Source organism: Thermodesulfobacterium thermophilum DSM 1276 (assembly GCF_000421605.1).
GTDB classification, from domain to species: Bacteria; Desulfobacterota; Thermodesulfobacteria; order Thermodesulfobacteriales; family Thermodesulfobacteriaceae; genus Thermodesulfobacterium; species Thermodesulfobacterium thermophilum.
Genome location: NZ_ATXI01000008.1, coordinates 53,847 through 75,620, shown reverse-complemented (window position 1 = coordinate 75,620; position 21,774 = coordinate 53,847). Strand labels below are relative to the sequence as shown.

General features: G+C 38.3%; 21 protein-coding genes and 2 pseudogenes. 4 read left to right on the top strand and 19 right to left on the bottom strand.

Annotated elements, in window-relative coordinates:
* Nucleotides 1-6: 6 nt before the first annotated feature.
* The 10 genes from H529_RS0105110 to ruvB form a co-directional block, all read right to left on the bottom strand.
* Nucleotides 7-366: a hypothetical protein gene (locus H529_RS0105110; RefSeq protein ID WP_022855464.1), complete on the bottom strand. Its 360-nt coding sequence runs from the start codon at nucleotides 364-366 to the stop codon at nucleotides 7-9.
* A gap of 43 nt (nucleotides 367-409) precedes the next feature.
* Complete coding sequence (locus H529_RS10255; protein ID WP_022855463.1) at nucleotides 410-934, bottom strand: GspH/FimT family pseudopilin; 525 nt, start codon at nucleotides 932-934, stop codon at nucleotides 410-412.
* 422 nt (nucleotides 935-1,356) lie between these two features.
* A complete protein-coding gene (locus H529_RS11230) occupies nucleotides 1,357-1,713 on the bottom strand; it encodes a MerR family transcriptional regulator (RefSeq protein WP_022855462.1) in 357 nt (118 codons plus the stop codon).
* Nucleotides 1,703-1,996: an HU family DNA-binding protein gene (locus H529_RS0105095; protein ID WP_022855461.1), complete on the bottom strand. Its 294-nt coding sequence runs from the start codon at nucleotides 1,994-1,996 to the stop codon at nucleotides 1,703-1,705. The genes H529_RS11230 and H529_RS0105095 overlap by 11 nt, the downstream gene beginning before the upstream one ends.
* Entirely contained in the window at nucleotides 1,993-4,395 is a 2,403-nt protein-coding gene (pheT, locus tag H529_RS0105090; protein ID WP_022855460.1) for a phenylalanine--tRNA ligase subunit beta, read from the bottom strand. Before pheT ends, H529_RS0105095 begins: the two co-directional genes overlap by 4 nt.
* A gap of 38 nt (nucleotides 4,396-4,433) precedes the next feature.
* Nucleotides 4,434-5,447 carry a phenylalanine--tRNA ligase subunit alpha gene (pheS, locus tag H529_RS0105085; RefSeq protein WP_028843067.1) on the bottom strand — a complete coding sequence of 338 codons (1,014 nt, stop codon included), beginning with the start codon at nucleotides 5,445-5,447 and terminating at the stop codon, nucleotides 4,434-4,436.
* Nucleotides 5,447-5,803 (bottom strand): 50S ribosomal protein L20, encoded by a 357-nt coding sequence (gene rplT, locus H529_RS0105080; RefSeq protein WP_022855458.1) that lies wholly within the window; start codon nucleotides 5,801-5,803, stop codon nucleotides 5,447-5,449. Before rplT ends, pheS begins: the two co-directional genes overlap by 1 nt.
* Nucleotides 5,804-5,836: 33 nt before the next feature.
* On the bottom strand, nucleotides 5,837-6,043 hold the full coding sequence (gene rpmI, locus H529_RS0105075; protein WP_022855457.1) for a 50S ribosomal protein L35: 207 nt from the start codon (nucleotides 6,041-6,043) through the stop codon (nucleotides 5,837-5,839).
* A gap of 70 nt (nucleotides 6,044-6,113) precedes the next feature.
* Nucleotides 6,114-6,953 (bottom strand): 3-methyl-2-oxobutanoate hydroxymethyltransferase, encoded by an 840-nt coding sequence (gene panB / locus H529_RS0105070; protein WP_022855456.1) that lies wholly within the window; start codon nucleotides 6,951-6,953, stop codon nucleotides 6,114-6,116.
* Nucleotides 6,935-7,933, bottom strand: a complete 999-nt coding sequence (ruvB, locus tag H529_RS10245) for a Holliday junction branch migration DNA helicase RuvB (protein ID WP_022855455.1) — start codon at nucleotides 7,931-7,933, stop codon at nucleotides 6,935-6,937. Before ruvB ends, panB begins: the two co-directional genes overlap by 19 nt.
* 200 nt (nucleotides 7,934-8,133) lie before the next feature.
* Between ruvB and H529_RS12000 the strand changes: the two are divergent.
* Nucleotides 8,134-11,352 (top strand): annotated as a pseudogene (locus H529_RS12000) (ribonucleoside triphosphate reductase).
* 229 nt (nucleotides 11,353-11,581) lie between these two features.
* Here the strand turns inward: H529_RS12000 and xth are convergent.
* From xth to H529_RS0105000, 9 genes and pseudogenes are all read right to left on the bottom strand, one after another.
* Nucleotides 11,582-12,385, bottom strand: a complete 804-nt coding sequence (gene xth / locus H529_RS0105045) for an exodeoxyribonuclease III (RefSeq protein ID WP_022855452.1) — start codon at nucleotides 12,383-12,385, stop codon at nucleotides 11,582-11,584.
* Nucleotides 12,386-12,396: 11 nt separating this feature from the next.
* Nucleotides 12,397-12,567 (bottom strand): RCKP-type rubredoxin-like domain-containing protein, encoded by a 171-nt coding sequence (locus H529_RS11580; protein WP_022855451.1) that lies wholly within the window; start codon nucleotides 12,565-12,567, stop codon nucleotides 12,397-12,399.
* Between the two features lie 213 nt (nucleotides 12,568-12,780).
* Complete coding sequence (locus tag H529_RS0105035) at nucleotides 12,781-13,932, bottom strand: carbohydrate porin (protein WP_022855450.1); 1,152 nt, start codon at nucleotides 13,930-13,932, stop codon at nucleotides 12,781-12,783.
* Between the two features lie 90 nt (nucleotides 13,933-14,022).
* The gene (gene feoB / locus H529_RS0105030; protein ID WP_022855449.1) at nucleotides 14,023-16,167 is read right to left on the bottom strand and encodes a ferrous iron transport protein B; all 2,145 of its coding nucleotides are present in this window, start codon (nucleotides 16,165-16,167) and stop codon (nucleotides 14,023-14,025) included.
* Nucleotides 16,164-16,394, bottom strand: coding sequence for a FeoA family protein (locus H529_RS0105025; protein ID WP_022855448.1), 231 nt, complete (start codon nucleotides 16,392-16,394; stop codon nucleotides 16,164-16,166). Before H529_RS0105025 ends, feoB begins: the two co-directional genes overlap by 4 nt.
* 16 nt (nucleotides 16,395-16,410) lie before the next feature.
* Nucleotides 16,411-17,085, bottom strand: a complete 675-nt coding sequence (locus tag H529_RS0105020) for an HD-GYP domain-containing protein (protein ID WP_022855447.1) — start codon at nucleotides 17,083-17,085, stop codon at nucleotides 16,411-16,413.
* A 5-nt stretch (nucleotides 17,086-17,090) separates the two neighbouring features.
* Nucleotides 17,091-17,848, bottom strand: a pseudogene (locus H529_RS10985) (GGDEF domain-containing protein).
* Between the two features lie 20 nt (nucleotides 17,849-17,868).
* The gene (locus H529_RS10225) at nucleotides 17,869-18,201 is read right to left on the bottom strand and encodes a FeoA family protein (protein ID WP_022855446.1); all 333 of its coding nucleotides are present in this window, start codon (nucleotides 18,199-18,201) and stop codon (nucleotides 17,869-17,871) included.
* 61 nt (nucleotides 18,202-18,262) lie between these two features.
* Nucleotides 18,263-18,541, bottom strand: a complete 279-nt coding sequence (locus H529_RS0105000) for a DUF2325 domain-containing protein (protein WP_022855445.1) — start codon at nucleotides 18,539-18,541, stop codon at nucleotides 18,263-18,265.
* Nucleotides 18,542-18,762: 221 nt separating this feature from the next.
* Between H529_RS0105000 and H529_RS0104995 the strand changes: the two genes are divergently transcribed.
* From H529_RS0104995 to H529_RS0104985, 3 genes are all read left to right on the top strand, one after another.
* The gene (locus tag H529_RS0104995) at nucleotides 18,763-19,446 is read left to right on the top strand and encodes a peroxiredoxin (RefSeq protein WP_022855444.1); all 684 of its coding nucleotides are present in this window, start codon (nucleotides 18,763-18,765) and stop codon (nucleotides 19,444-19,446) included.
* A 10-nt stretch (nucleotides 19,447-19,456) separates the two neighbouring features.
* Nucleotides 19,457-19,690 (top strand): winged helix-turn-helix transcriptional regulator, encoded by a 234-nt coding sequence (locus tag H529_RS10220; RefSeq protein WP_033396841.1) that lies wholly within the window; start codon nucleotides 19,457-19,459, stop codon nucleotides 19,688-19,690.
* 275 nt (nucleotides 19,691-19,965) lie between these two features.
* On the top strand, nucleotides 19,966-21,735 hold the full coding sequence (locus H529_RS0104985) for a TonB-dependent receptor plug domain-containing protein (RefSeq protein WP_022855443.1): 1,770 nt from the start codon (nucleotides 19,966-19,968) through the stop codon (nucleotides 21,733-21,735).
* The last annotated feature ends 39 nt before the right edge of the window (nucleotides 21,736-21,774 follow it).

The following is a 21,774-nucleotide window of genomic DNA, read 5'->3' as shown; positions in this document are numbered from 1 at the left end:
CTCCTTTTAGAACTTACATACCTTATCTTTCAAACTAAAAACTTTTCCTTGAGAACTTGCAATCACCTCAATATCTGAACATAAATTAGTGGCTAAATTACAAGTACCATTTACACTTATGTTTACAGTAAAGCCTCCACAACGAATTTCATTTATTATATGTCCGTTTTTACAAGCTTCTATTCCTGATGCAGCCCCCTCAACTAAACAAGTTAAAAGAACTCTATTTCTAATGTGCAACCCGAAAATAGTAATTAGACTAGTAATACTTATTATAACTATAAAAAGAATAAATATAGAAATTAAAATTTCTATAATAGTACTTCCTTTATTTTTAAATATATTTAATTTTTGCTTTCTATCCATTTAATTCCCCTTAGTAATTTATTAGCATATTATTACCTAAACTTTAATCTCCACAATTTCTACACTCTCCTTGCCCTGTCTCGACCCTTATCCCGCCAAACCTGCTTATACAAACTAAAAAATAAACGTTTTTTTCTGAATTATGAACACAAACATTTCCATTAAAAATAGCAAAACCTCTGGGGTCTAACGATGCACTACTTCCAGCAAACCTAACAAAAGAGGTATCTCCTGGTTCTATCTGAAGAATTCTTAAAGTGGTTCCTACACAAGCCCCTGCTCCCCTATTTGTACCCATATCAACAATCTTTACCGTTCTTTCGTCATACACACAAATACCTATGTTGGTGCTTCTTTCCATCGCAAGGATTTTAGCCTGTTTTATGAGAAGCTCTAAAGAATTACAGTAGTTTTGGTACTTAGTATATCGAATAAACTTAGACATAGAAGGTATAGCAACACTCACCAAGATGGCTATAATAGAAATAACTGCAATAAGCTCTATCAAGGAATAACCTGAAATAGAAACCCTCGAAACTCCATATTTTTGAAACTTAACTCTATTCAACCCCAAAACCTCAAGTCATAAAATCATTTAAAGTTTAACTCAAATCTTAATTTTATTATTTTTTTATTTTTTGTAAAAGTCAAGATTACGCATCAGATCAAAAAAATGTCCCTGAAATAAGGGTTGTTAAATCAAAAATTCTGTCCCTGAAATTAAAATTTCCTCCCTGACACCCAATTTTTTAGGTACAGGGAGGAAAAAATGATTACAGAAAAGGAGTTTAAAATGAAGTTAGTTGAAAAATGAGCCCTTAAACACAAACAAGATAAATCCAAAAATCAAATTATCAGCTTATTTGATGATACCTCTTTAAAAGTCAAGCCATTGCCTATCACCAAGTCCTTTATATCAGCTGAGTTTGACAAGTATGCTCAAGTTGGTCAAGGATGGGGAGTTTGAGGAAAATAAATATTGCAACGTATTTATAAAGACTTGTAGATCTCTTTAAGTTCTTTGATTACTTCCTTGATAAGCTTTCTCAGGGCTTTTTCTTTTGTAAGGACCTCTTTTGGAGTGAAAAGGGCTGGTTGTTCAAGTTTATAAAGGTTCAAAGACTTTCTAACCCCTTCTAAGGTATATCCTTCTTCTATTAGTTTTTTTACCTTAAACAAAAGCTCAAGTTGGTCTTTTTTGTAAAACTTTCTGTTAGAAATTCGATAAGGTTTAAGCTGGGGGATCTTTTTTTCCCAGTAATAAAGCACATGAGGTTTGATTTTTAAAAGCTGAGCGACCTCAGAAAGAGGAACATAGAGGGTTTCTAAAGGTTTTTTAGGTTTCATCTTGGAGTTCAGCTTTAAACTGAGGGGCTATCTTAAACCTTACCTTTTTAAACGAAGGTATCTTGACGACCTCCCCAGTTTTTAAGTTCCTCCCTATTTTCTCCTTGGTTTTATAAGGAATAAAACTTCCAAACCTTACTATCTGAACCTCTTCCCCTCTTTCTAACCCAAGTTTTATTTCTTCTAAGATTTCTTCCACAATCCTACCTAAGGTCCTCTTAGAAAGACCAGTCTTTTCAGCCAAAACCTTTATTACTTCTTTTTTGGTTATCGTCTTTTTCATCGTGGTTTAGCGTTAAATTTATCAAAAATCTTTTTAGCTACCTCATCTTGAATGTGATTGACCTCTTCATCGGTTAAGGTTCTATCTTCAGCTCTATACCAAAACCTCAAACTTACGCTTTTTTGACCTTCTGGAATAGGTGGGCCTTCATAAACCTTCACACAGCTGACCTTCTCTAAGTAAGGAATAGATAAATTTTTAATAAAAGCTAATATCTCTCCCACCTCAAAATTTCTATCAACTACACAGGTTACATCCCTGGTGGTAGAAGGAAACTTAGGAGGCTTTTTAAGCTTTTTAATGCTACCTAAAGAAGGGAAAATTTTCAAAATCTTTTCTAAGTTTATCTCCCCCACCAATACGTTGGTCTTAAGGTCAAAACTCTTTAATATAAAGGTTTTTACTTCTCCTGCAAAACCGATTTTTTCTTCTCCAAGATACAGGTCAAAAGAAAGCCCGCGTCTTAAAAATGGCTCTACAGAATAGGGCTTAAACTCAACTTCAAGGTTTAGGATCTCAAAAAACTCCTCCAAAACCCCTTTAAGGTCATAAATATCAAACTTTTCTGGTTGACTATACCAGCTCTCAAGATTCTTTTGACCCATCAATAAAATTCCCAGGTATAAAGGCTCGTCTGGGAGGAGCTCTTGATTAGGGATAAAAACCTTTCCCGTTTCAAAGATAGCAAGAGAATTAACCTCTCTAAAAAAGTTAAAACAAGCAGTCCTGAGAAGCCCAGGGATTAAAGTAGTTCTCATCACAGACTGGTTAGAGGCAAGAGGATTAGCTATCTCTAAAGGTTTAGACCTAAGGTCTTCTGGATCGAGATGAAGTCTGTCTAAATCCTTTGGGTCTATAAAACTATAGGTAATTACCTCAAAAAATCCAAAGGCTCTAAAAAGCTCCTTTACCTTTTCTTCTAACCTTAAAAATGGGCTTTTCCCTTTAGCCCAAAGGTCTGCTTTAGGAAAAGTAGTAGGTATTTTTTCGTATCCATATACTCTGGCGATCTCTTCGATCAAGTCCTCTGGTATCTTTAAGTCCTGTCTGTAGGAAAAAGGTTTTACTTCAAAACTATCTCCTATAGACCTTACCTCACCCACCTTCGAAAGAATACCTTTTATTTCCTCTACAGGAAGAGAAAACCCTAAATATTTGGTTACCTTTTTTTGTGATAACACGATTTGGGGATACACATAAGGCTTGGGATAAAGGTCTACCATCTCAGAAAAACGCTCGGCCTTAGCTATCTCTAAGATTAACTGAGTCGCCCTTAACACCGCTAACGGTATACCTTCAGGGTCTATGTTTCTTTCAAACCTGTAAGAGCTTTCAGTTGAAACCTTGTGCCTTTGAGAACTCATCCTTATCCATTTAGGATTAAACCAGGCAGCCTCTAAAAAGAGATTTTTTGTTTCCTCAGAAACCCCTGAATCCTCTCCTCCCATGATACCTGCAAGCACAAGGGCTTTCTCTGCATCAGCTATCACCAAATCTTCCTCTGTAAGAGTTCTCTCTATCCCGTCAAGCATCATTAATTTTTCCTGAGGATAGGCTCTACGAACGATTATCGCATGCCCATTTATCTTGTCCCAATCAAAAGCGTGTAAAGGCTGTCCTAATTCTAAAAGAACATAATTGGTGATATCTACCACGTTGTTGATCGGTCTTAAACCACATTCCCATAGTCTCTTTTGAATATAAAAAGGACTTTCCCCTATTTGAACGTTTTCAAAGGTTCTCCCTATATACCTAAAACAACCTTCAGGCTCTAAAATCTTGATCTCACCTTTAAAATATTTACCTTCTTTTAAGTAATCCTCAAAAAGAAGAGGTTTTAACTCCCAGGAAGTTAACAAATGAAGTTCTCTTGCTGCACCCAAGATAGAAAGCACATCTCCTCTGTTAGGAGTTACCGCAAGTTCTAACACAGCCTCCTTTATTCCTAAAATTTCATAAACAGACCTTCCTAACGGAGAACCCTCTGGTAAAACCAGTAAGACCTCCTTTTCAGGGCCTGTCCCAGCTTCATAAGGAGAGAGAAACATCCCCTCAGATTGATACTTTTTTACCCTCTTTACTTCTACCTTATCTCCGGAAAAAGTATTACTCCCAGGTTTGGCTAAGGCTAAAATAAGTCCTGGTTTTACCTGATCTTTCGCTGTGGTAAAGACTGTAAAGACCTCTTTCCCGTCGGTAACTTTACAAAGAGCTACTTCCTTAAGGTCTTCTGGAGTTAAAACTTCTATGATTTTTACCGAGATTATCTCTCCCAAACGTTGGTATGGATCTTCTACTGCTTCAACCTCGATACCACCCATCGTAAAGATTTCAGCAATCTCTTCTGGAGACTTTTGAAGGTCTATGAACTCTGAAAGCCAACTGACGGGGATTTTCATAAGGTCTCTCCTGTCTTAGGCTAAAGATTTAAAGGTCTTTACTTAAAACTTTCAAGGAAATATAGATGGTTATCAAAAAACAGCCTGATGTCATCTATCTCATATTTTATCATCGCTATCCTTTCGATACCAAGCCCAAAGGCAAAACCTTGCCATATAGAAACGTCATAATTAACCGACTTAAACACCTCAGGATGCACCATCCCAGCCCCTAAAATTTCTAACCAACCCGTACCACTACAAACCCTACATCCCTTTCCATTACAAATCACACAACTGATGTCCATCTCAACACTTGGTTCAGTAAAAGGAAAATAGCTTGGTCTAAACCTAACCTTGGTCTTTTCTCCAAAAACCTCTTTAGCAAAATAAGTAAGGACTCCTTTAAGGTCAGAGAAACTCACCTCTTTGTCCACCATCAAGCCTTCTATTTGATGAAACATCGGGGAATGTCTTACATCGTCATCGCATCTATAGACTTTACCAGGAGCGATGATCCTTAAAGGAGGCTTTCTCTCAAGCATAGTCCTTATTTGAATAGGGGAGGTGTGGGTTCTGAGGATACTTCCGTTTTTAAGATAAAAGGTTGCTTGCATATCCCTTGCTGGATGCCATTCTGGGATGTTCAAAGCGGTAAAGTTATAATATTCTGTCTCTACCTCAGGGCCCTGAACCATATCAAAGCCTAAACGCCCAAAAACCTCACAGATTTCCTTAATAACCTGGGTTAATGGATGAAGACCCCCTACTACAGGCCTTCTTCCAGGAAGCGTAAGGTCTAAGCCTGGAAGAATATCTTCCTGTTTAAAAAGAATTTCCTGCTCTTTTTTGACTAAAATTTCTTCTAAGAGATCTTTGAGTTCGTTTAAGATGGTTCCAACTTGTTTTTTTTCTTCCAAAGGGAGGTCCTTAAGCTTTTTAAGATAGCTGGTAAGGACCCCTTTTTTTCCTAAATATTTTAGACGAAAAGCGTTAAGTTCTTCAAGAGTAGAAAGGGTTTCAACATTTTTTAAAGCTTCTTGTTTAAGTTGTTCCAGTTCCTCGATTACCATCATTGCCACTGAGCTTTAGCCACTTCTACCAGCTTAGAAAAGGTTTCAGGCTCAGTTACCGCAAGATAGGCAAGCACTTTTCTGTTAAGGTCAACCCCTGCCTTCTTAAGACCTCCCATAAACTTGCTGTAATTCAAACCATAAGGTCTTACAGCAGCATTAATTCTTATCTGCCAAAGTCTTCTAAAATCTCTTTTCTTTTGGCGTCTATCCCTATAAGCATAAACCAAAGCCCTTTCTACGGTTTCCTTAGCTCTTCTGTAGACGTTTTTCCTCTGTCCCCAGTAGCCTTTGGCTAATTTTAAAAGTTTTTTATGCCTTCTTCTGGTCTTAAAACCACCTTTAGCCCTTGGCATAAACTTTTACCTCCTGTAATTTAAAGATTCAAACTAAAATTTATATGGGATAATCTTAGCCACGTGATCATAAAACCCAGCAAAAATCTCTTTGTATTTTTTAAGGTGCCTTTTGGTTTTTCTGCTCTTTTTCCTAAGAAGGTGACTTTTGCCGGCTTTTTTATGCATAATCTTACCATTAGCAGTAACCTTAAACCTTTTGGCAGCTGAACGGTTAGTCTTCATCTTAACCTTAGCCATAAGACAACACTCCCTTATAAAATTTTTATAATTTGAAAACTTTACACCAATTTTTTATAAAAACAACCCCTTAATCTTCTAACAATTCTTTAAGAATCTCTTGAGAAAGGGAAAAACTTTCCTTTTCAGAAGGGAACACTTTTTCTTTACATTCCTTTATATATTGCTCTAAAGCCTTTTTAAAAGCACCAAATCCATCAAAATAAGCCTTAACAAACTTAGGTCTGAACCTTTTAAAAAGACCTACTATATCATGAAAAACCAAGATTTGTCCATCCACAAAGGGACCTGCACCTATACCTATGGTAGGAACGTTTACTTTTTCGGTTATCACCTTAGAAAGCTCTGCAGGCACACATTCTATAACTATAGCAAAAACTCCTGCCTTCTCTAAAATCTTGGCATCCTTTATCAACTTTCTGGCACTTTCTATGGTTTTACCCTGAACCTTAAGGCCACCTAACTCCGCCGCCCTTTGAGGGGTAAGGCCTATATGCCCAAGCACAGGTATCCCTGCCCTGACGATAGTTTCAACTACCTCTGCCACCTCTTCTCCACCCTCTACCTTAACTCCATGACACCGTCCTTCCTTGATCATCAAACCTGCATTATAAACTGCCTGTTCCTTTGAAACCTGATAGCTTAAAAACGGCAAATCACCTATCCTTATAGTATTAGGAGCCCCTTTACTTACTGCCCTACAAAAAAGAAGCATCTCTTCCATCCCAATAGAGAAGGTATCTTCATGTCCTAACATCACCATCGCCGCCGAATCACCAACAAGGATAAAATCTACTCCTGCAGCCTCAGCAATCTGAGCAGAGGTATAGTCATAAGCAGTTGAGGCCACGATAACCTCTTTTCCCTTTTTTTCCCTAAGACCATAAGGGCTTATTTTGAAAAGAGACATAAACCTTCCTCCAAGGGATTTATACCAAACCTTTCTTTAAGATAAAGATAGCCTTTTTGGGTAAGCACCCTTCCTTTTCTTGTGCGAGCAAGCATCCCTAACCTGATGAGGGCTGGTTCATAGATACTTTCTAACTCTTCAACACTTATACCTGAAGATAAAGCAAGGGACCCTAAACCCACCGGACCACCCTTAAACTCTTTATATAATGTTAAAAGGCACTTTCTGTCCTCAGGAGTAAGTCCCCATTCGTCTATGTCTAAAAGCTCTAAAAACTCTTTTACCAAGCCTTCGTCTACCTTTATATGTTCTTCTGGCTGGCTACGAGTTAACCAGGCAAAATCTTTCAGCCTTCTTAACAGGTTTAAAGCCTGCCTGGGGATGCCCTTTGAAGCCTTGGCTAAACTTAAGGCTGGCTTTTCGTCTATGTAAAGACCGTAAGCTTTACCTACTTTAATGATAATCTCTTTTAATTCTTCGTCAGTATAAAAATTAAGTTTAAAAATAAGCTGAAACCTGTCTCTTAGTGGTGCCAAGCAAAGATTAGGTTTATTGGTTGCGGCAATCAGCGTAAACTTAGGAAGGCTTAACCTGATGGTTTTGGCCACCTGACCTTTACCGATCACGATGTCTAACGCAAAGTCTTCCATGGCTGCATAAAGCACCTCTTGACATACCTTAGGCATACGATGTATCTCATCTATAAAAAGTATATCCCCTTCCTTAAGGTTTGTAAGGACTGCGGCTAAGGTGCCTGTTTTATCGAGGACAGGACCTGAGGTAATCTTAAGGTCTCTTCTTAACTCAAAAGCTATAATCCTTGCTAAGGTTGTTTTCCCAAGACCTGGGGCACCTACAAAAAACGTATGAGGAAAAACTTCTTGCCTGCTTTTTACAGAAGGAATGTATATCTTAAGTTCCTCTTTTATTCTCTTTTGGCCTATAAACTCTTCAAGACTTGCCGGCCTGTATGAAACCATATAAAATTATTATACCACAAAAGAAAACTCCAAATAGTATCAAAAAACATCATTAAAAAAAATTCAAAGCTTAAAATTTCTTTAACAAAAACAAACTTGACAAAAAAGATAGAAGCTGTAAATTTAAAATTAACTAAATATTGTGGTATCTCCAAAGAAAAAACACAATATATTGTATGTAAACTAACAGGAGGATCTTGATGGAACCGTTAGTCAGAAAAAGAACTGGTAAGGTTGTTCCTTATTCTCGTTTTAGGATCATAAACGCTATCCATAAAGCTATGAAGGCTACCCAAATAGGCACCAAGGCTGATGCTGAAAAAATAGCTGATGCTGTGTCTATCTTTCTTTACAGAAATTATTTTAAAAAGGGAGACATTCCTCATGTGGAAACCATCCAGGACATCATAGAAAGAACTTTGATGGAAAGAGGGTTCCCCGAGGTAGCTAAGGCTTATATTCTTTATCGTGAAAAGAGGCGTCAGGCAAGAGAAATCGGGCAAGCCTTAGTTGACGGTATTAACCTTATAGAGGAGTATATAAGCAATGAAGACTGGAGGGTAAAGGAAAACTCTAACATGAGTTTTAGCCTTCAAGGGCTCAATTTTCATGTAAGTTCTTCTATCGTTGCCCGTTATTGGTTAGAAAAGCTTTATCCTAAGGAAATAGCTGAAGCTCATAGAGAAGGAGACTTTCATATTCATGACCTTGGTTGTCTTTCAGCCTACTGCATGGGTTGGGATTTATATGATCTTCTTTTAAGAGGATTTGGAGGGGTTAGTGGTAAGGTTGAAAGTGCCCCTCCTAAGCATTTTAGGTCTGCCCTTGGACAGATAGTAAACTTCTTTTATACCCTTCAAGGAGAAGGGGCTGGAGCTCAAGCCTTTTCTAACTTTGATACCCTCCTTGCTCCTTTTGTAAGGTATGACAAACTAACCTACCCTGAAGTAAAACAATGTATGCAGGAATTTCTCTTTAATGTAAATGTGCCAACCAGAGTAGGTTTTCAATGCCTTTCTGAAGATACAGAAATTTTAACTCCAAATGGTTGGAAGAGGTGGAATGAAGTTAATGAAGGAGATTTTATCTATACTTTTAATCTTGAAAAGGGGACTATAGAACCTGCAAAGGTTACTTATGTGTTTAGAAGGAAGTATGAAGGCATAATGTATAACTTAAAAAATCGCAACCAGGATCAGCTTATCTCACCTGGCCATAGAGTTGTAAGACAAATATTTAATACAGATAAATTTATCCTTCAGCCTATTGAGGAGATACTTGGGTTTAAATCTCCTATTCCAATACCTGTTACAGGAGAAAACTCAAAAGAAGATTATCCCATTTCAGATGAGGAATTAAAGCTTTGTGCCTGGGTTCTTTCAGAGGGTTCAATAGAAAAAGACGGATCTAAAAGAGTTAGTATTTATCAGTCTAAGGAAAAACATCCTGAAAATTACGAAGAAATCAAGGCTTTACTTGAAAAATTGAACCTTGAATATACGGAAAGAGAACAGGAATCCTGGGGGAAATGTATCCATATAAGACTTTCTCCAGAGTCAAGCAAGTTTGTTCATGCGGTAATGGGAAATCCAAAAAAGATATTCCCTTTTTATCTTTATCAGTTAAGTAAAAGCCAGGCTCGTCTTTTCCTTGAAACTTATGCTAAGGGTGATGGATGGATTGATGGAGGGAGGATAAGAATTATAACTACTGATAAAGATTTTGCTGATGGACTTATGGCAGTGGGAGTTCTCGCAGGATACAATGTTTCCATAAGAGAACGTAAACCCGAAATAAATAATAAAAAATTAAGATATGAGCTAACCTTTACTCAGACTAAAACTGATTATATCCAACAAATAGATAAGGTTCCTTACTGTGGTATCATCTGGTCAGTTCATACCGAAAATGAAACTGTAATTGCAAGAAGAGCTGGGCAGGTGTTTATAACTGGAAATACACCTTTTACCAATCTTACCTTTGATCTTAAGCCTTCAAAGCTTTATGCCAAGGCAAATGTCATAATAGGTGGAAAACCTCAAGAAGAAACCTATGAAGAATTTCACAAAGAAATGTCTATGATAAACAGGGCTTTCTGTGAGTTAATGATGGCAGGAGATGCTAAGGGAAGGATTTTTACCTTTCCTATTCCTACTTATAACATCACCAAGGATTTTGACTGGGATAATCCTGAGTATGAACCTCTTTGGGAGATGACCAGAAAATACGGGATACCTTATTTTGCAAACTTTGTCAACTCAGACATGGACCCAGAGGATGCTTTTAGTATGTGTTGTAGGCTTCGTCTTGACAAGAGAGAACTGAGGAAAAGAGGAGGAGGTTTGTTTGGGGCTAACCCACTTACCGGAAGCGTAGGAGTGGTTACCATCAACATGCCAAGACTTGGATATCTTGCTACCTGTGAAGAGGATCTTTTTGAAAGGTTAGAAAGGTTGATGGAACTTGCTAAGGTATCCCTTGAGATCAAAAGAAAAATGATCGAGGATTTTACCGAAAAAGGACTTTATCCCTATTGTAAGGTCTACTTAAGCTCGGTAAAAGAGGCGAAAGGTGCTTACTGGGCTAACCATTTTTCTACCATAGGGCTTGTAGGGTTGAATGAGATGTGCATAAACTTTTTAGGGAAACCCATCTATGATCCTGAGGCTAAAGAGTTTGCGATAAAAGTTTTAAGATTTATGAGAGAAAAGATAAGTCTTTTTCAAGAGGAGACAGGAAATCTCTACAACCTTGAGGCCACCCCAGCAGAAGGAACAAGCTACAGACTGGCAAAAATTGACAAGAAAAAATTCCCCAGGATCAAAACCGCAGGTACTGAAGAAGCCCCTTATTACACCAACTCTTGCCATCTTCCTGTTAACTATACAGACGATATTTTTGAGATACTTACCCATCAAGATGACCTACAGATACTTTTTACTGGTGGAACGGTCGTTCATCTTTTTATCGGAGAAGAAATCCATGATACCAAAGTGGTAAAGGACCTGGTAAAAACTGTGGTAGAAAACTTTAGGCTTCCCTATTTTTCCATCACACCCACCTTTTCTGTCTGTCCTATACATGGTTATCTACCTGGGAGACATGACTTTTGCCCCTATCCTCATTCTGAGGCTGACTTAAACAGGTTTGGGGTAGAGATGGAGCTTCCGATTAGTCTGGCTAAAAATTTTGTTAATGCAGCTGCAGGTTAAAACTCACACCCAAGGAGGATTGAGATGAAAGAAGAAAAGACTCAAAAGGTAAAAGTGGTGCCTTGTGAGGTTTATAGCAGAGTGGTTGGTTATTTTAGACCGGTACAGAACTGGAATAAAGGTAAACAACAAGAGTTTAACGAAAGAAAAACTGTAAGGCTTGACGGTTCTTTCAAAGTAAATTTTTCTCCTGTAGGAAAACATTAATGGAAGACCAAAAAAGGGAGTGTTACCTCTCTTTAGTAAAGGAAAAAAGCTTAAAGAAAAAGGTTGGGGCTGGGGTCTGTGATTTTTGTGGAAAATCCCAGTCCTTTTGTTATCTCTGTACCCACTGCGGTCTTACCATTTGTCAAACTTGTTTTATAGAAAATCAGAGAATGTTTACCAGAAGTGGGGTAACCTGGGTTTGTCCTTCTTGCCTTAACTGGGAAACTCTTTAGACTAAAAATTTAGCTATTAAAGGGGCATGGTCTGACGGCTTAGGTTTAGTTCGAAAACTTTTTTCTACATAAACGTCTCCTAACTTTTCTAACAAAGGCCTAGTGATAAGAATATGGTCAAGACGCATCCCCTGATTTTTCTTAAAAGCCCCAAACTGATAATCCCACCAGGTAAAAACCCCTCGGGCATCGGGATACTTCTCTCGCAAAGTATCATAAAAACCAAAAGAAAGAAGGTCAAAAAAAGCTCTTCTTTCCTTTTCAGTAAAACAGATATGTCCTTCTAATAAACCTGGGGCAAACACATCCTTATCTTCTGGGGCTACGTTAAAGTCTCCCATAAGGATGATAGGGTCCTCAGGAGAAAAGGTTTTCTCAAAAAACTCTTTGAGCTGCCAGAAAAAACTTAGTTTGTAGTAATAGTAATCTGACTCAGGTTGACCTCCGTTTGGTATATACACCGAAAAAACCCAAAGAGAAGCGAAACCAAAGCCCTCAACCTCTATCCCAATAAGCCTTTCTTCTGCATCAGGAAAACTCTCAGGCTCTGAAGTATTTTCGAAACCCCGTTTTATAATCTTTGGAGCCACCTTTGAAAGTAAAGCCACTCCATTTCTCCCCTTCCCTCCAGAATGAACTACATGATAACCTATCTCTTGATAGGGTTTAAAAGGGAAATCTTCAGTCTTTACCTTGGTTTCTTGTAAAGCAAGGAGGTCTGGACCGACCTCCTTTAAAAATTCTAAAACCTGTTCTTTTCTAACTTTTATAGAGTTAACATTCCAGGTAGCAACTACCATGATAAATAGAATTACCCAGCTTTTTTCTTACATCCTCTTTTCTTAGGCTCACAAGAAGAGGATGAATTAGCTTCTGTCCCTTCTTTAACCATCGTGTTCATCTCTCCACATTTAGGGCATTTTTTAGGCTTACACCTTGATTCTTTTGTTTCTCCGCAGTTACTACATTTCCACAACCCCATAGTCCACCTCCTCCTCAAAATAATATAAAACTTAACTTTTATTAATACTCATTTTAGAAAAATTTCAAGACCTTTAATACGAAATTTTCTACCTGTTTTTATCTGAGGGAAATTTTTTTTTTACTGAACATCAACTTAAATATGGTTAATATTTAAAAGTTAAGAGGGATAACCTTGAGGGGTTATCCCTTTGTACTATTTGTCTTACAAAGCTTAAAAAGTTAAGTTTAGCCTTACCCCGAAGATATGACCTTTATTTTCTGGGTTTTCCTCGTACTTAAGCCTATCTTTCATCCATTGCCAGTCAAAGGTGAGATGTGAGGCAAAGAGTTTTTCTTTTTCGTATATAGGAACAGAAAGATAGGCTTCTACAGCTTGTGTATGTTTTAGTTCTTCGTTTTTGGAAGAGGCTTTAAGGTAAGCGTAACCTACCCCTAATTCAACGTTTTTTACACCAAAGGGTTTAAACTTATAGTTCAACCCTAAGGAATACATGCTTTTGTAGTCTATTTCTGCGTCATCATCCTGAAAACCAGCTCTTGCAAAAACCCCAAGGGTATCTTTGATTATATCCTGGTCTATAGAAATACCCCAGCCTTTTAAGGCCTTTTTCTTTTCTCCATCCCAATCAGGGAAACGCTTGTTGGTAGTAAAGGCAAAAACCCGATAGTTTCCTTCTCCAAGAGAGGTCTCCAATTTATAGCCTACCTGAGCAGCATAATAATTATAAATTTTCTTGTCAAACCTCGGGTCCTCATTCTCGTCGGTTTTGCTTTGCATCCCCACTAAGCCTAAGCTAAAAGGCCCTTTAGACCACTCTAAAGCTACTCCATAGTCATAACTTATGAGATTAGCCAGTGGGTTGTTTACAAAGGCCTCATTCATAAACTGTGTCAGCTCATCGTTTGCAAACCGGTTTTGGTCGATGAAAGCGGTTGCGTCTATAATTCCCAAGGTTGTCTTAAGGGTTGAGTTGCCTGGCAGATCAAAGGTTCTTGCATACCAGAGTTCTTGCAAATGGTCTCTTGAACGGTTGTTGATGTTGTGAAGGTCATCCCTGAGGTCATCTGAATTAGGGGAGAGTTTAAAAGGACTAACCTTTTTTAATCCATTTCCTTTGGCAAAACTACCTCTTACAGAAAATTCATCCTTTTCTGTAGGTTTAAACGTAACCCTTGCGTCAAGAACCACAGACCCTTTTTCCTCGTCCTTAAAATCTCCCTTTCTCTTATCTAACCACTGGTAAACCCCTGTCAAGTTTGCCTCGATAGAGAGTTTTTCGTTTACCTCATAAGCCTTAGCCTTAACAGGAACTCCAAAAACCAAAAGACCTAAGGACAAGGTCGTAAAAACCTTTCTTATCATAATCTCCCCCCTGATTTAGTTTTAGCTACATGTTTTTACAATTTTAACATAAACTTTAAAGTTGTGCCACCTTTATCATAAAAATAATTTTTATAAAATTAACCTTGCAAGATGATAAACTACAAAAGATACTATCCAGGCAACGATAAAGGTAACCAAAATTATCTGACAAACGAACTTAAAGGATCCTGCTTCTATCCTCACGGTTGCTGCATAAACCATGCATGGAAAATATAGGAGTACAAAAACCATAAAAGAAAGAGCTGAAGCAGGGGTAAACCTATTTTGAAGTTCAGATAAAATACCTGTACCTTCTTCTGATACCTCTGCCGTGAGGGTAACTATCCTAAAAGTAGAGATCAGATTAACCCCTACTTCTTTTGTTTTTTCAGCAAAAAGCAAAAGCAATTCTTTAAGGTCTTCTTTAAAAGAAAGTTCCTCTTGGGGGTTATCTTCAACATCTCCGCCATAAATTTGTGCCATCGTTGAAACTATAACCTCTTTTGCAGGAAACCCTGCCAAAAGGCTGGCACTACTTGCCCAATCTCCAAAACCTAAGGGTTTAAAAATAGGGGCTATCAGATATCCTGTTTTGCCTAAGATTGAGTCTTCAGGTTTTTCAGGCTTCCAGGGAAGGTTTAGTGCCATCCATATGAGAACATTAAAGGCCAAAACCAAAGTCCCTGCTTTGATCACAAAATGTTTTAGCTTAAGCCAGGTGTGGACGGCAAGATTTTTAAAGGTAGGGATACGATAAGGCGGTAATTCCATGATGAAAGGTCCGCTAACCCCTTTAAAATAGGTTTTGTGAAGAATAACAGCAAGGCTAAGAGCTACAGCTATACCCAACAGATAGATGAAAAGAAGCACCGCTGCCGAGTGAGTTGCAAAAAAAGCTGCCACAAACAAAGCATAAACTGGCAGTCTTGCTCCACAAGACATAAAAGGAACTATAAACATCGTAAGTTTTCTCTCATGCTCCTGTTCTAAAGTTCTACAAGCATATACAGACGAAACATTACAACCAAACCCCATAAGAAGAGGGATGAAAGCTTTTCCCTGAAGACCAAAGTATCTCATGATTCTATCCATAAGAAAAGCCGCCCTTGCCATATAACCGGTAGCTTCAAGAAAGGTTATCATAAACATAATCATCCCGATGATAGGAATAAAAGACAACACAGTCCCTACTCCTACCCAAATCCCATCCACTATAAGAGAATTTAACCAGTCTGTTACCCCTACAGAGGAAAGCCCTGCCTCTATCCATCTTCTAAAAACCTCATTTACAGCTTTGTCTAAAAAATCTATGTAAGGGTTAGCTACATCAAACGCAACCTTAAAAGAAAGCCACATCACCAAAAGAAAAAGAGGTATCCCTAAAATCCTGTTTAAAACTATCTTGTCTATCTTTTCTGTAAGGGTCTCCCGTCTGATTTCTGGGCGTTGAAGCACCATTTTGGCAATTCCGGTTGCTAAACCATACCTGATATCAAGCAAGTAATCGCTAAACTCTACCTCGTGGACTGTCTTAATGTGTTTGAGGATGTTTTCTATTTCTCTTTTATCAAGCTCAATACCCAACTTTTTTAAAAGATCCTCCTCTCCCTCTAACAACTTAAAAACCACAGCCAAGCTTACCCTTTCTAAATCCGGTTTTACCGCTTTTATCCGGTATAAAATCGTTTTTATTAAATCCTCTAACTCCTCTCCATAAGGAAGCTTAGTTGGCACGATTGCCCTTTCAAAGACTTCGATCAAGGCCTCCTTAATTTCTTCAACTCCCTGTTCTTTCACCGCTACCGTTGGGATTGCTTTTACTTTAAGGATGTCTTGTAAAAGTTTTATGTCTACCTTATATCCAAGTTTTTTTGCCTCATCAAACATATTCAAGGCAATTACCATAGGCTTCTCAAGTTCTATCAGTTGTACCACAAAATAAAGGTTTCTTTCAAGATTAGTAGTATCAACCACGCATAAAATAACGTCGTAGTCTTCAAGAAAGAGAAAATCTCTGGTAATGGTTTCGTCTACGGTATAAGGGGTTAAACTGTAAGTACCAGGTAAGTCGATGAAGTGCAAAATATAATCTTTGTAAGATAGTTTTGCCTGTTTTTTTTCTACCGTTACCCCAGGCCAGTTGCCAACTTGAAGGTTAGCCTTGGCAATGGCGTTTATCAAACTTGATTTACCTGTGTTAGGATTACCAACCACTGCTATCTTTATTTCTTTCATCCTATCACCTCCACCTCTATCAACTCTGCCTCTTTTTTTCTGATAGAAAGATGATATCCTCGCACTTCTACATCTACAGGGTCAGCAAGAGGAGCAATCCTAACTATTTGAAGCTCAACCCCAGGGGTTATACCCATTTCCTTTAGGCGTTGTTTTACCGAGGGGGGGCCTTCAACAGAAACTACCTTAACTCTCTTCCCTAAATTAACCTTAGAAAGTTTTAGCATCGTTTTTCACCTCCTTTTAAGATTTGTTTATCAACCCTAACCAATCCCTTATTCTTTCTTCCATGCTAAGAAAAATGTCTACTATTTCTGGGTCAAACTGAGAACCTGAGCCTTTTTTAAGTTCCTCCAAGGCCTCTTCAAAACTTAAAGGATTTCTGTAGGGACGCTTGTCTGTCATCGCAGAAAAGGCATCAGCTACAGCTATTATCCTTGCTCCAAGAGGTATTTCCCGTTTTTTAAGACCTGCAGGATAACCCTTTCCATCCCATCTTTCATGATGATAAAGCACCATCTCTATAACCCCTCCTTTGCCTTGAAAAATTCTGATATCCTTGAGATAATCTGCCCCAATCACTGGATGTTTCTTGACTATCTTCCACTCCTGCTGTGTTAAGGGACCTGGTTTTTTCAAGATTTCATCAGGTAGAGCAAACTTTCCGATATCATGGAGATGTCCTGCTATATGAATAAGGTCTTCCAGTTTAGGAGGAAGTCCTAAGGATAAAGCAACCATGTAGCTTAACACCGCTACTTTTTCTGAGTGGTATTTGGTATGCAGGTCTTTACTTTCCATGAGATTGGTCAAGACTTCGCAGATTTGATGAACAGTAACCATCAAAGGCTGACATTTTTCTATCTGACAACATAACTCTACGATTTCAGGGTCATAAAGGCATTGTCTGGCCAACATCTTCCCTACTCCTCGCATAGAAAAACCAAATTTTTTCCAGATCTTTTGGCCTGATAAAGGGCCTTATCAGTCATCTCAAAAAGTAGTTCTAAAGGTCTAACCGGAGGAGCTCCACAAACCCCGAGACTTAGAGTAACTCCTAAGGTCTGTCCTTGCCACCAGACTATATGATCAGCCACAGCCCTTCTTATACGTTCTGCTATCAATTGTCCTATCTCAACGGTTGTGTTCCTCAAAAATAAAACAAACTCCTCTCCACCCATCTAACAGCCAGGTCTGTTTTTCTTAAGTTCCTTCTGATAACTTGAGAGATGTCCTTTAAAACCTTATCTCCTGCCTGGTGCCCAAAGGTGTCGTTGAATCTTTTAAAATCATCTACATCAGCTAAAACCAAGCAATACGGTGGGTTGGCTAACTCTTTTTTTAAGAGATTTTCAGCAAACTGTCGTGTTAGAAGACCTGTCAACTGATCAACCCTTGCAAAATCTCTCAACATCTCATAGGAGGTTTTCAATGGTCTAACCAAGATATGCTTTAGGAATGCTTTATCTAAAGCCACTCTACTTTCGTTAAACCTGACTACCACCCTATCTCCAGAAGGGTCCTGATGGATAATTTCTACCAAAGTTCCCTCCTGAACGCCAATGCTTTTTAACCTCAGGCTTAAGTCAAAGGAAGAAATACATATCACCTCAGCCAATTCTCCTAATGGGAAGTTAGACAGGGGATAAACGGTAAATTTTTGACATTTTCGTATACTCATCCCTGCCTCCCTCCTTTAAACTATGATTTATGGTTTGTTTTAAGAACCATTATTTTCATCGCCAGTTTTCGGCTTAGCGCGATAAAAGTTTCTTCTACCCTAAGAAGAATAGGATTACCTGGTCTGTTTTGTTTTACCTCTACTACCTGCCCGGGTTTAAGACCCATAGACCCAATCTTTTGGTTAACAACATCTTTTTTACCTTTTAGACAACACTCAACACCACCACAACCTCTACAGGTATACCAAGAATCAACCTTTAAGTCTGAAGAAAGAGAATAGATTTTGCCAAGCTCTCCTTCTCTAAGAAGAGCTAAAGGAATTAATCCCTTTTCTTTTAAACCCTCAACCATGTCTGACCTCCCTTATTTAATTTATTCTGCATTTCATTTTCAATAAATCTGCAAAAAAAATTTAGGCATCCACCTTTAACTGGTCGATGAGCTTTTTGAGTCTACAGAGCCCTTTGGCACGGCAAAAGATACATTTTTTCTTACCGCAACTTTTAGCCAGCTTAACGAGTTCATGAGATACACATCCCGTTATTATGACGATGTAATCAGCTGATGAAAGGGAATGAGGAGCTTGAGGAGACCATCTGTTGATAAACCTGAGTTTCAGCTGGTTTTCTTTAGCATATTCTTCTAACTGAGGTTTTAACCTATCGTGCCCTCCTACGACTGCAACTGTCATACCTGGCCTCCTGTTTGTTTTTACCATCCTGCTTTTTAAAATTGCAATTGAAATTAAATCTCAATTTACTCATATTTTTTATTTTGTCAAGTCTTTTTAGGGTGTTTGAATTTTAAATTTTTAAGGTATTTGAATTTTTACCCCCTTGACAAAATTTTATCCTGCATTATAATTTTTATTAAAAATTAGTTTTAATTAAAAATAATTACAGGAGGTGGATTATGGAAGAGGTAAAAGAAGTAATCAGTATGCCAAGGATTGGAGACCAAGCCCCAGGTTTTGAGGCTATGACCACGATGGGACCTATCAAGTTTCCAGAAGACTTTAAAGGACAGTGGGTAGTGTTCTTTTCCCATCCGGCAGACTTTACTCCAGTTTGTTCTACCGAGTTTTTAGCCTTTGCTCAGATGAACGAAGAGTTTGCCAAGAGAAACGTCCAGCTTTTAGGTCTAAGCATAGACAGTGTGTTCTCTCACATCGCCTGGGCTATGAACTTAAAGGAAAAAACCGGGATAGAGATTCCCTTCCCTATAGTAGCTGATGCTGATGGCAGAGTAGCGAAGCTTTATGGGATGTTACATCCAGGAGAAAGTTCCACCGCTACCGTAAGGGCTGTTTTTATCATAGACCCTAACGGTAAGATAAGGGCTATTATTTACTATCCTCTTTCTGCAGGAAGAAACATGAGAGAAATCTTAAGGTTGATTGATGCCTTACAAACTGCTGACAAGTATGGGGTAGCCACCCCTGCCAACTGGGTGCCTGAGCCTCAGGTTTGGGAGTTTACTGAGGAAAACACAAAGGTAATAGTACCTCCTCCAACCTCCTATGAAGAGGCAGTAAACAGGGCTAAACAAGGCTATGAATGCATTGACTGGTATTTCTGCAAGAAAAAACTGAGTTAGAGGGAAAAACATGTCTACAGGTTGTGTAAGCCCAGACGGAAGGCTTAGCGAAAAGGCTCTTGGGCTGTTAAAGTTGTTAGAAGAAAAAGGGGCTCTTACCCCTGTTGAAATAGCAGAAATAACCAAAAGACCCCTTTTTCAAGTAAGAAGTTCGCTAAGAGAACTTACAGAGGCTGGGTTTATTGCCTCATCAGAAGGGGAAAAATACAGTCTTACAGAAAAAGGACGTGCAGCCTTAAGCTAAACCTCTTTTATTTTTATAAAAACAGGAGGAAGGGAAAATTCCTTTCCTCCTGTTTAAACTTTTTCATGTTTAGGGTATAATTTAACCCCAAAATTTTTCTTAAAAAAGTTACCTTCTAAGCCTTTTCCAACATGTCTTTTTACTTTCTCCTTTTAAATTCACCACGAGGAAATTGACTTTTTATGTTTTTATGTTAACCTTTCTAAAATTTTTGGTTAACGAAATTTAAACCCTTTATCTAAAAACCAAAATTTACTTTAGCATGGAGGGCAAAGATGGGGATAGGCAGGATTTTAGGAATAGGAGGGGTTTTGTGTTTTTTATTTAACACAAATGCAGAGGCTGAAAACAGCGAAAAGATTACCTCGGTTTTTCTTGAGGAGGTAAAGGTTACAGCCCAGGCAAGTGTTGAAACGGTTGAACGTGTCTCTCAAGAGGTGAAAGTATTAAAAGAAGGTTGGGAGTTAAAGATCGGGCCTGAGAAGTTTTCTAATTTGCAATTTAGAGAAAGAGGAGAGTTTGGGGTGCAGCAGGATCTTTCTATCAGAGGTTCTACGTTTGAGCAAAATCTGGTAGTTTTTGAGGGTATAAGACTTTCTGACCCTCAAACAGGGCATCATCTTATGAACCTTCCTTTCACTCAAGAAGAGCTTTCTTCTGTAGAGTTGCTGGCAGGAGGAGCAAGTGCCCTTTATGGCCCTGGTGGTTTTGGTGGAGCCATCAACTTTAACCTCAAAAAGCCAGAAAAGGGAGTTTTTTTATCAGGAGGATACGGAAGCTATGACCTATGGGAGATGAAAGGTAGCTTAGGTTTTGTGTTAGGAAAAACCCCGATAGGGATCAACCTTTCTCAGCAGAAATCAAACGGTTTTATCTGGAACCGAGATTTTGACATAAGAACCTTTAATACCTACGTAAAAGACCAAAGTAAACTAATTTTTTATGGTTTTCAGGAAAAAGACTTTGGGGCAAGAAATTTTTATACCACTAAATACAACACAGAATGGGAAGAAACAAGGACCCATCTTTTTGTAGCCAAAAAGAATTTTTACGGAAATTCATGGTTTTTTGAGCCTGCACTGCTATACAGAATCCATTATGATACTTATCTTCTTGATCGCAATAATCCAGACTTTTATAAAAACCAGCACAAATCTCAGGTATTAAGGGCAAACTTGCCTTTAAGGTTAGAAAAAAGACTTGCTGACTATGTGGTTGGAGTTGAGGCTTCTTATGAAACCCTTGATAGCTCAAGGCTGGGAGACCATGTTAGACAAGGGTTAGGGGCTTATTTTTGGATATATCCGAAGATAAGTGATAAATTTTTCCCAAGCCTTGGGGTTCGATATGACAGCCTGGCTAAGAATGAAGACCTCTTTTCTTACTACTTAGGGCTTGCCTATCTGATCAACCCTAAGCTAAAAACCAGGGCCTCTTTTAGTTTTTCCTATAGAGCTCCAAGCTTTACAGAACTATACTATGATTCGCCTTATACCAAGGGTAACCCTGGTCTTTCTAACGAAAAGGCCTATAACTCAGAAATAGGTTTTGATTATAAGACCTCACACGTTGCTCTTTCAGGAACGCTTTTTTATAGAACAGGGAAAGACATCATAGACTGGATAAAGGTAGGAGCTATAACTCAAGCTCAAAACATAGAGGAACTAAAAACCTTGGGAGCTACCATGGACTTAAACATAGCATTTAACAGGATTAAACCGTTTCTAAGCTATACCTACTTAAACCAGGTAGCCAAAAACCTAAGTTCAGCCAGATACCAGGGTTCTTATCTAAGATATAACTTAGTAGGTGGGGTTTATGCAAAACTTCCCTGGGATATAGATTTGATCGTTAGCGCCAACCTGAGAAAACCCTATCGAGCTAATGAGATATACCTTTTAAACCTGGAATTGAAAAAACAGTTTAAAACCGGGGTTGGCCTTAGTTTATGGGGAAAAAACCTTCTTGACGAAGAATATGAAGAAATAAAAGGGGTAAAGGCCTGGCCTCAAACCTTTGGGTTAAGAATAGAGTTTAAAAAGTAATCTGTTTAAAGGGGCGTTAACGCCCCTTTAAACCATTTA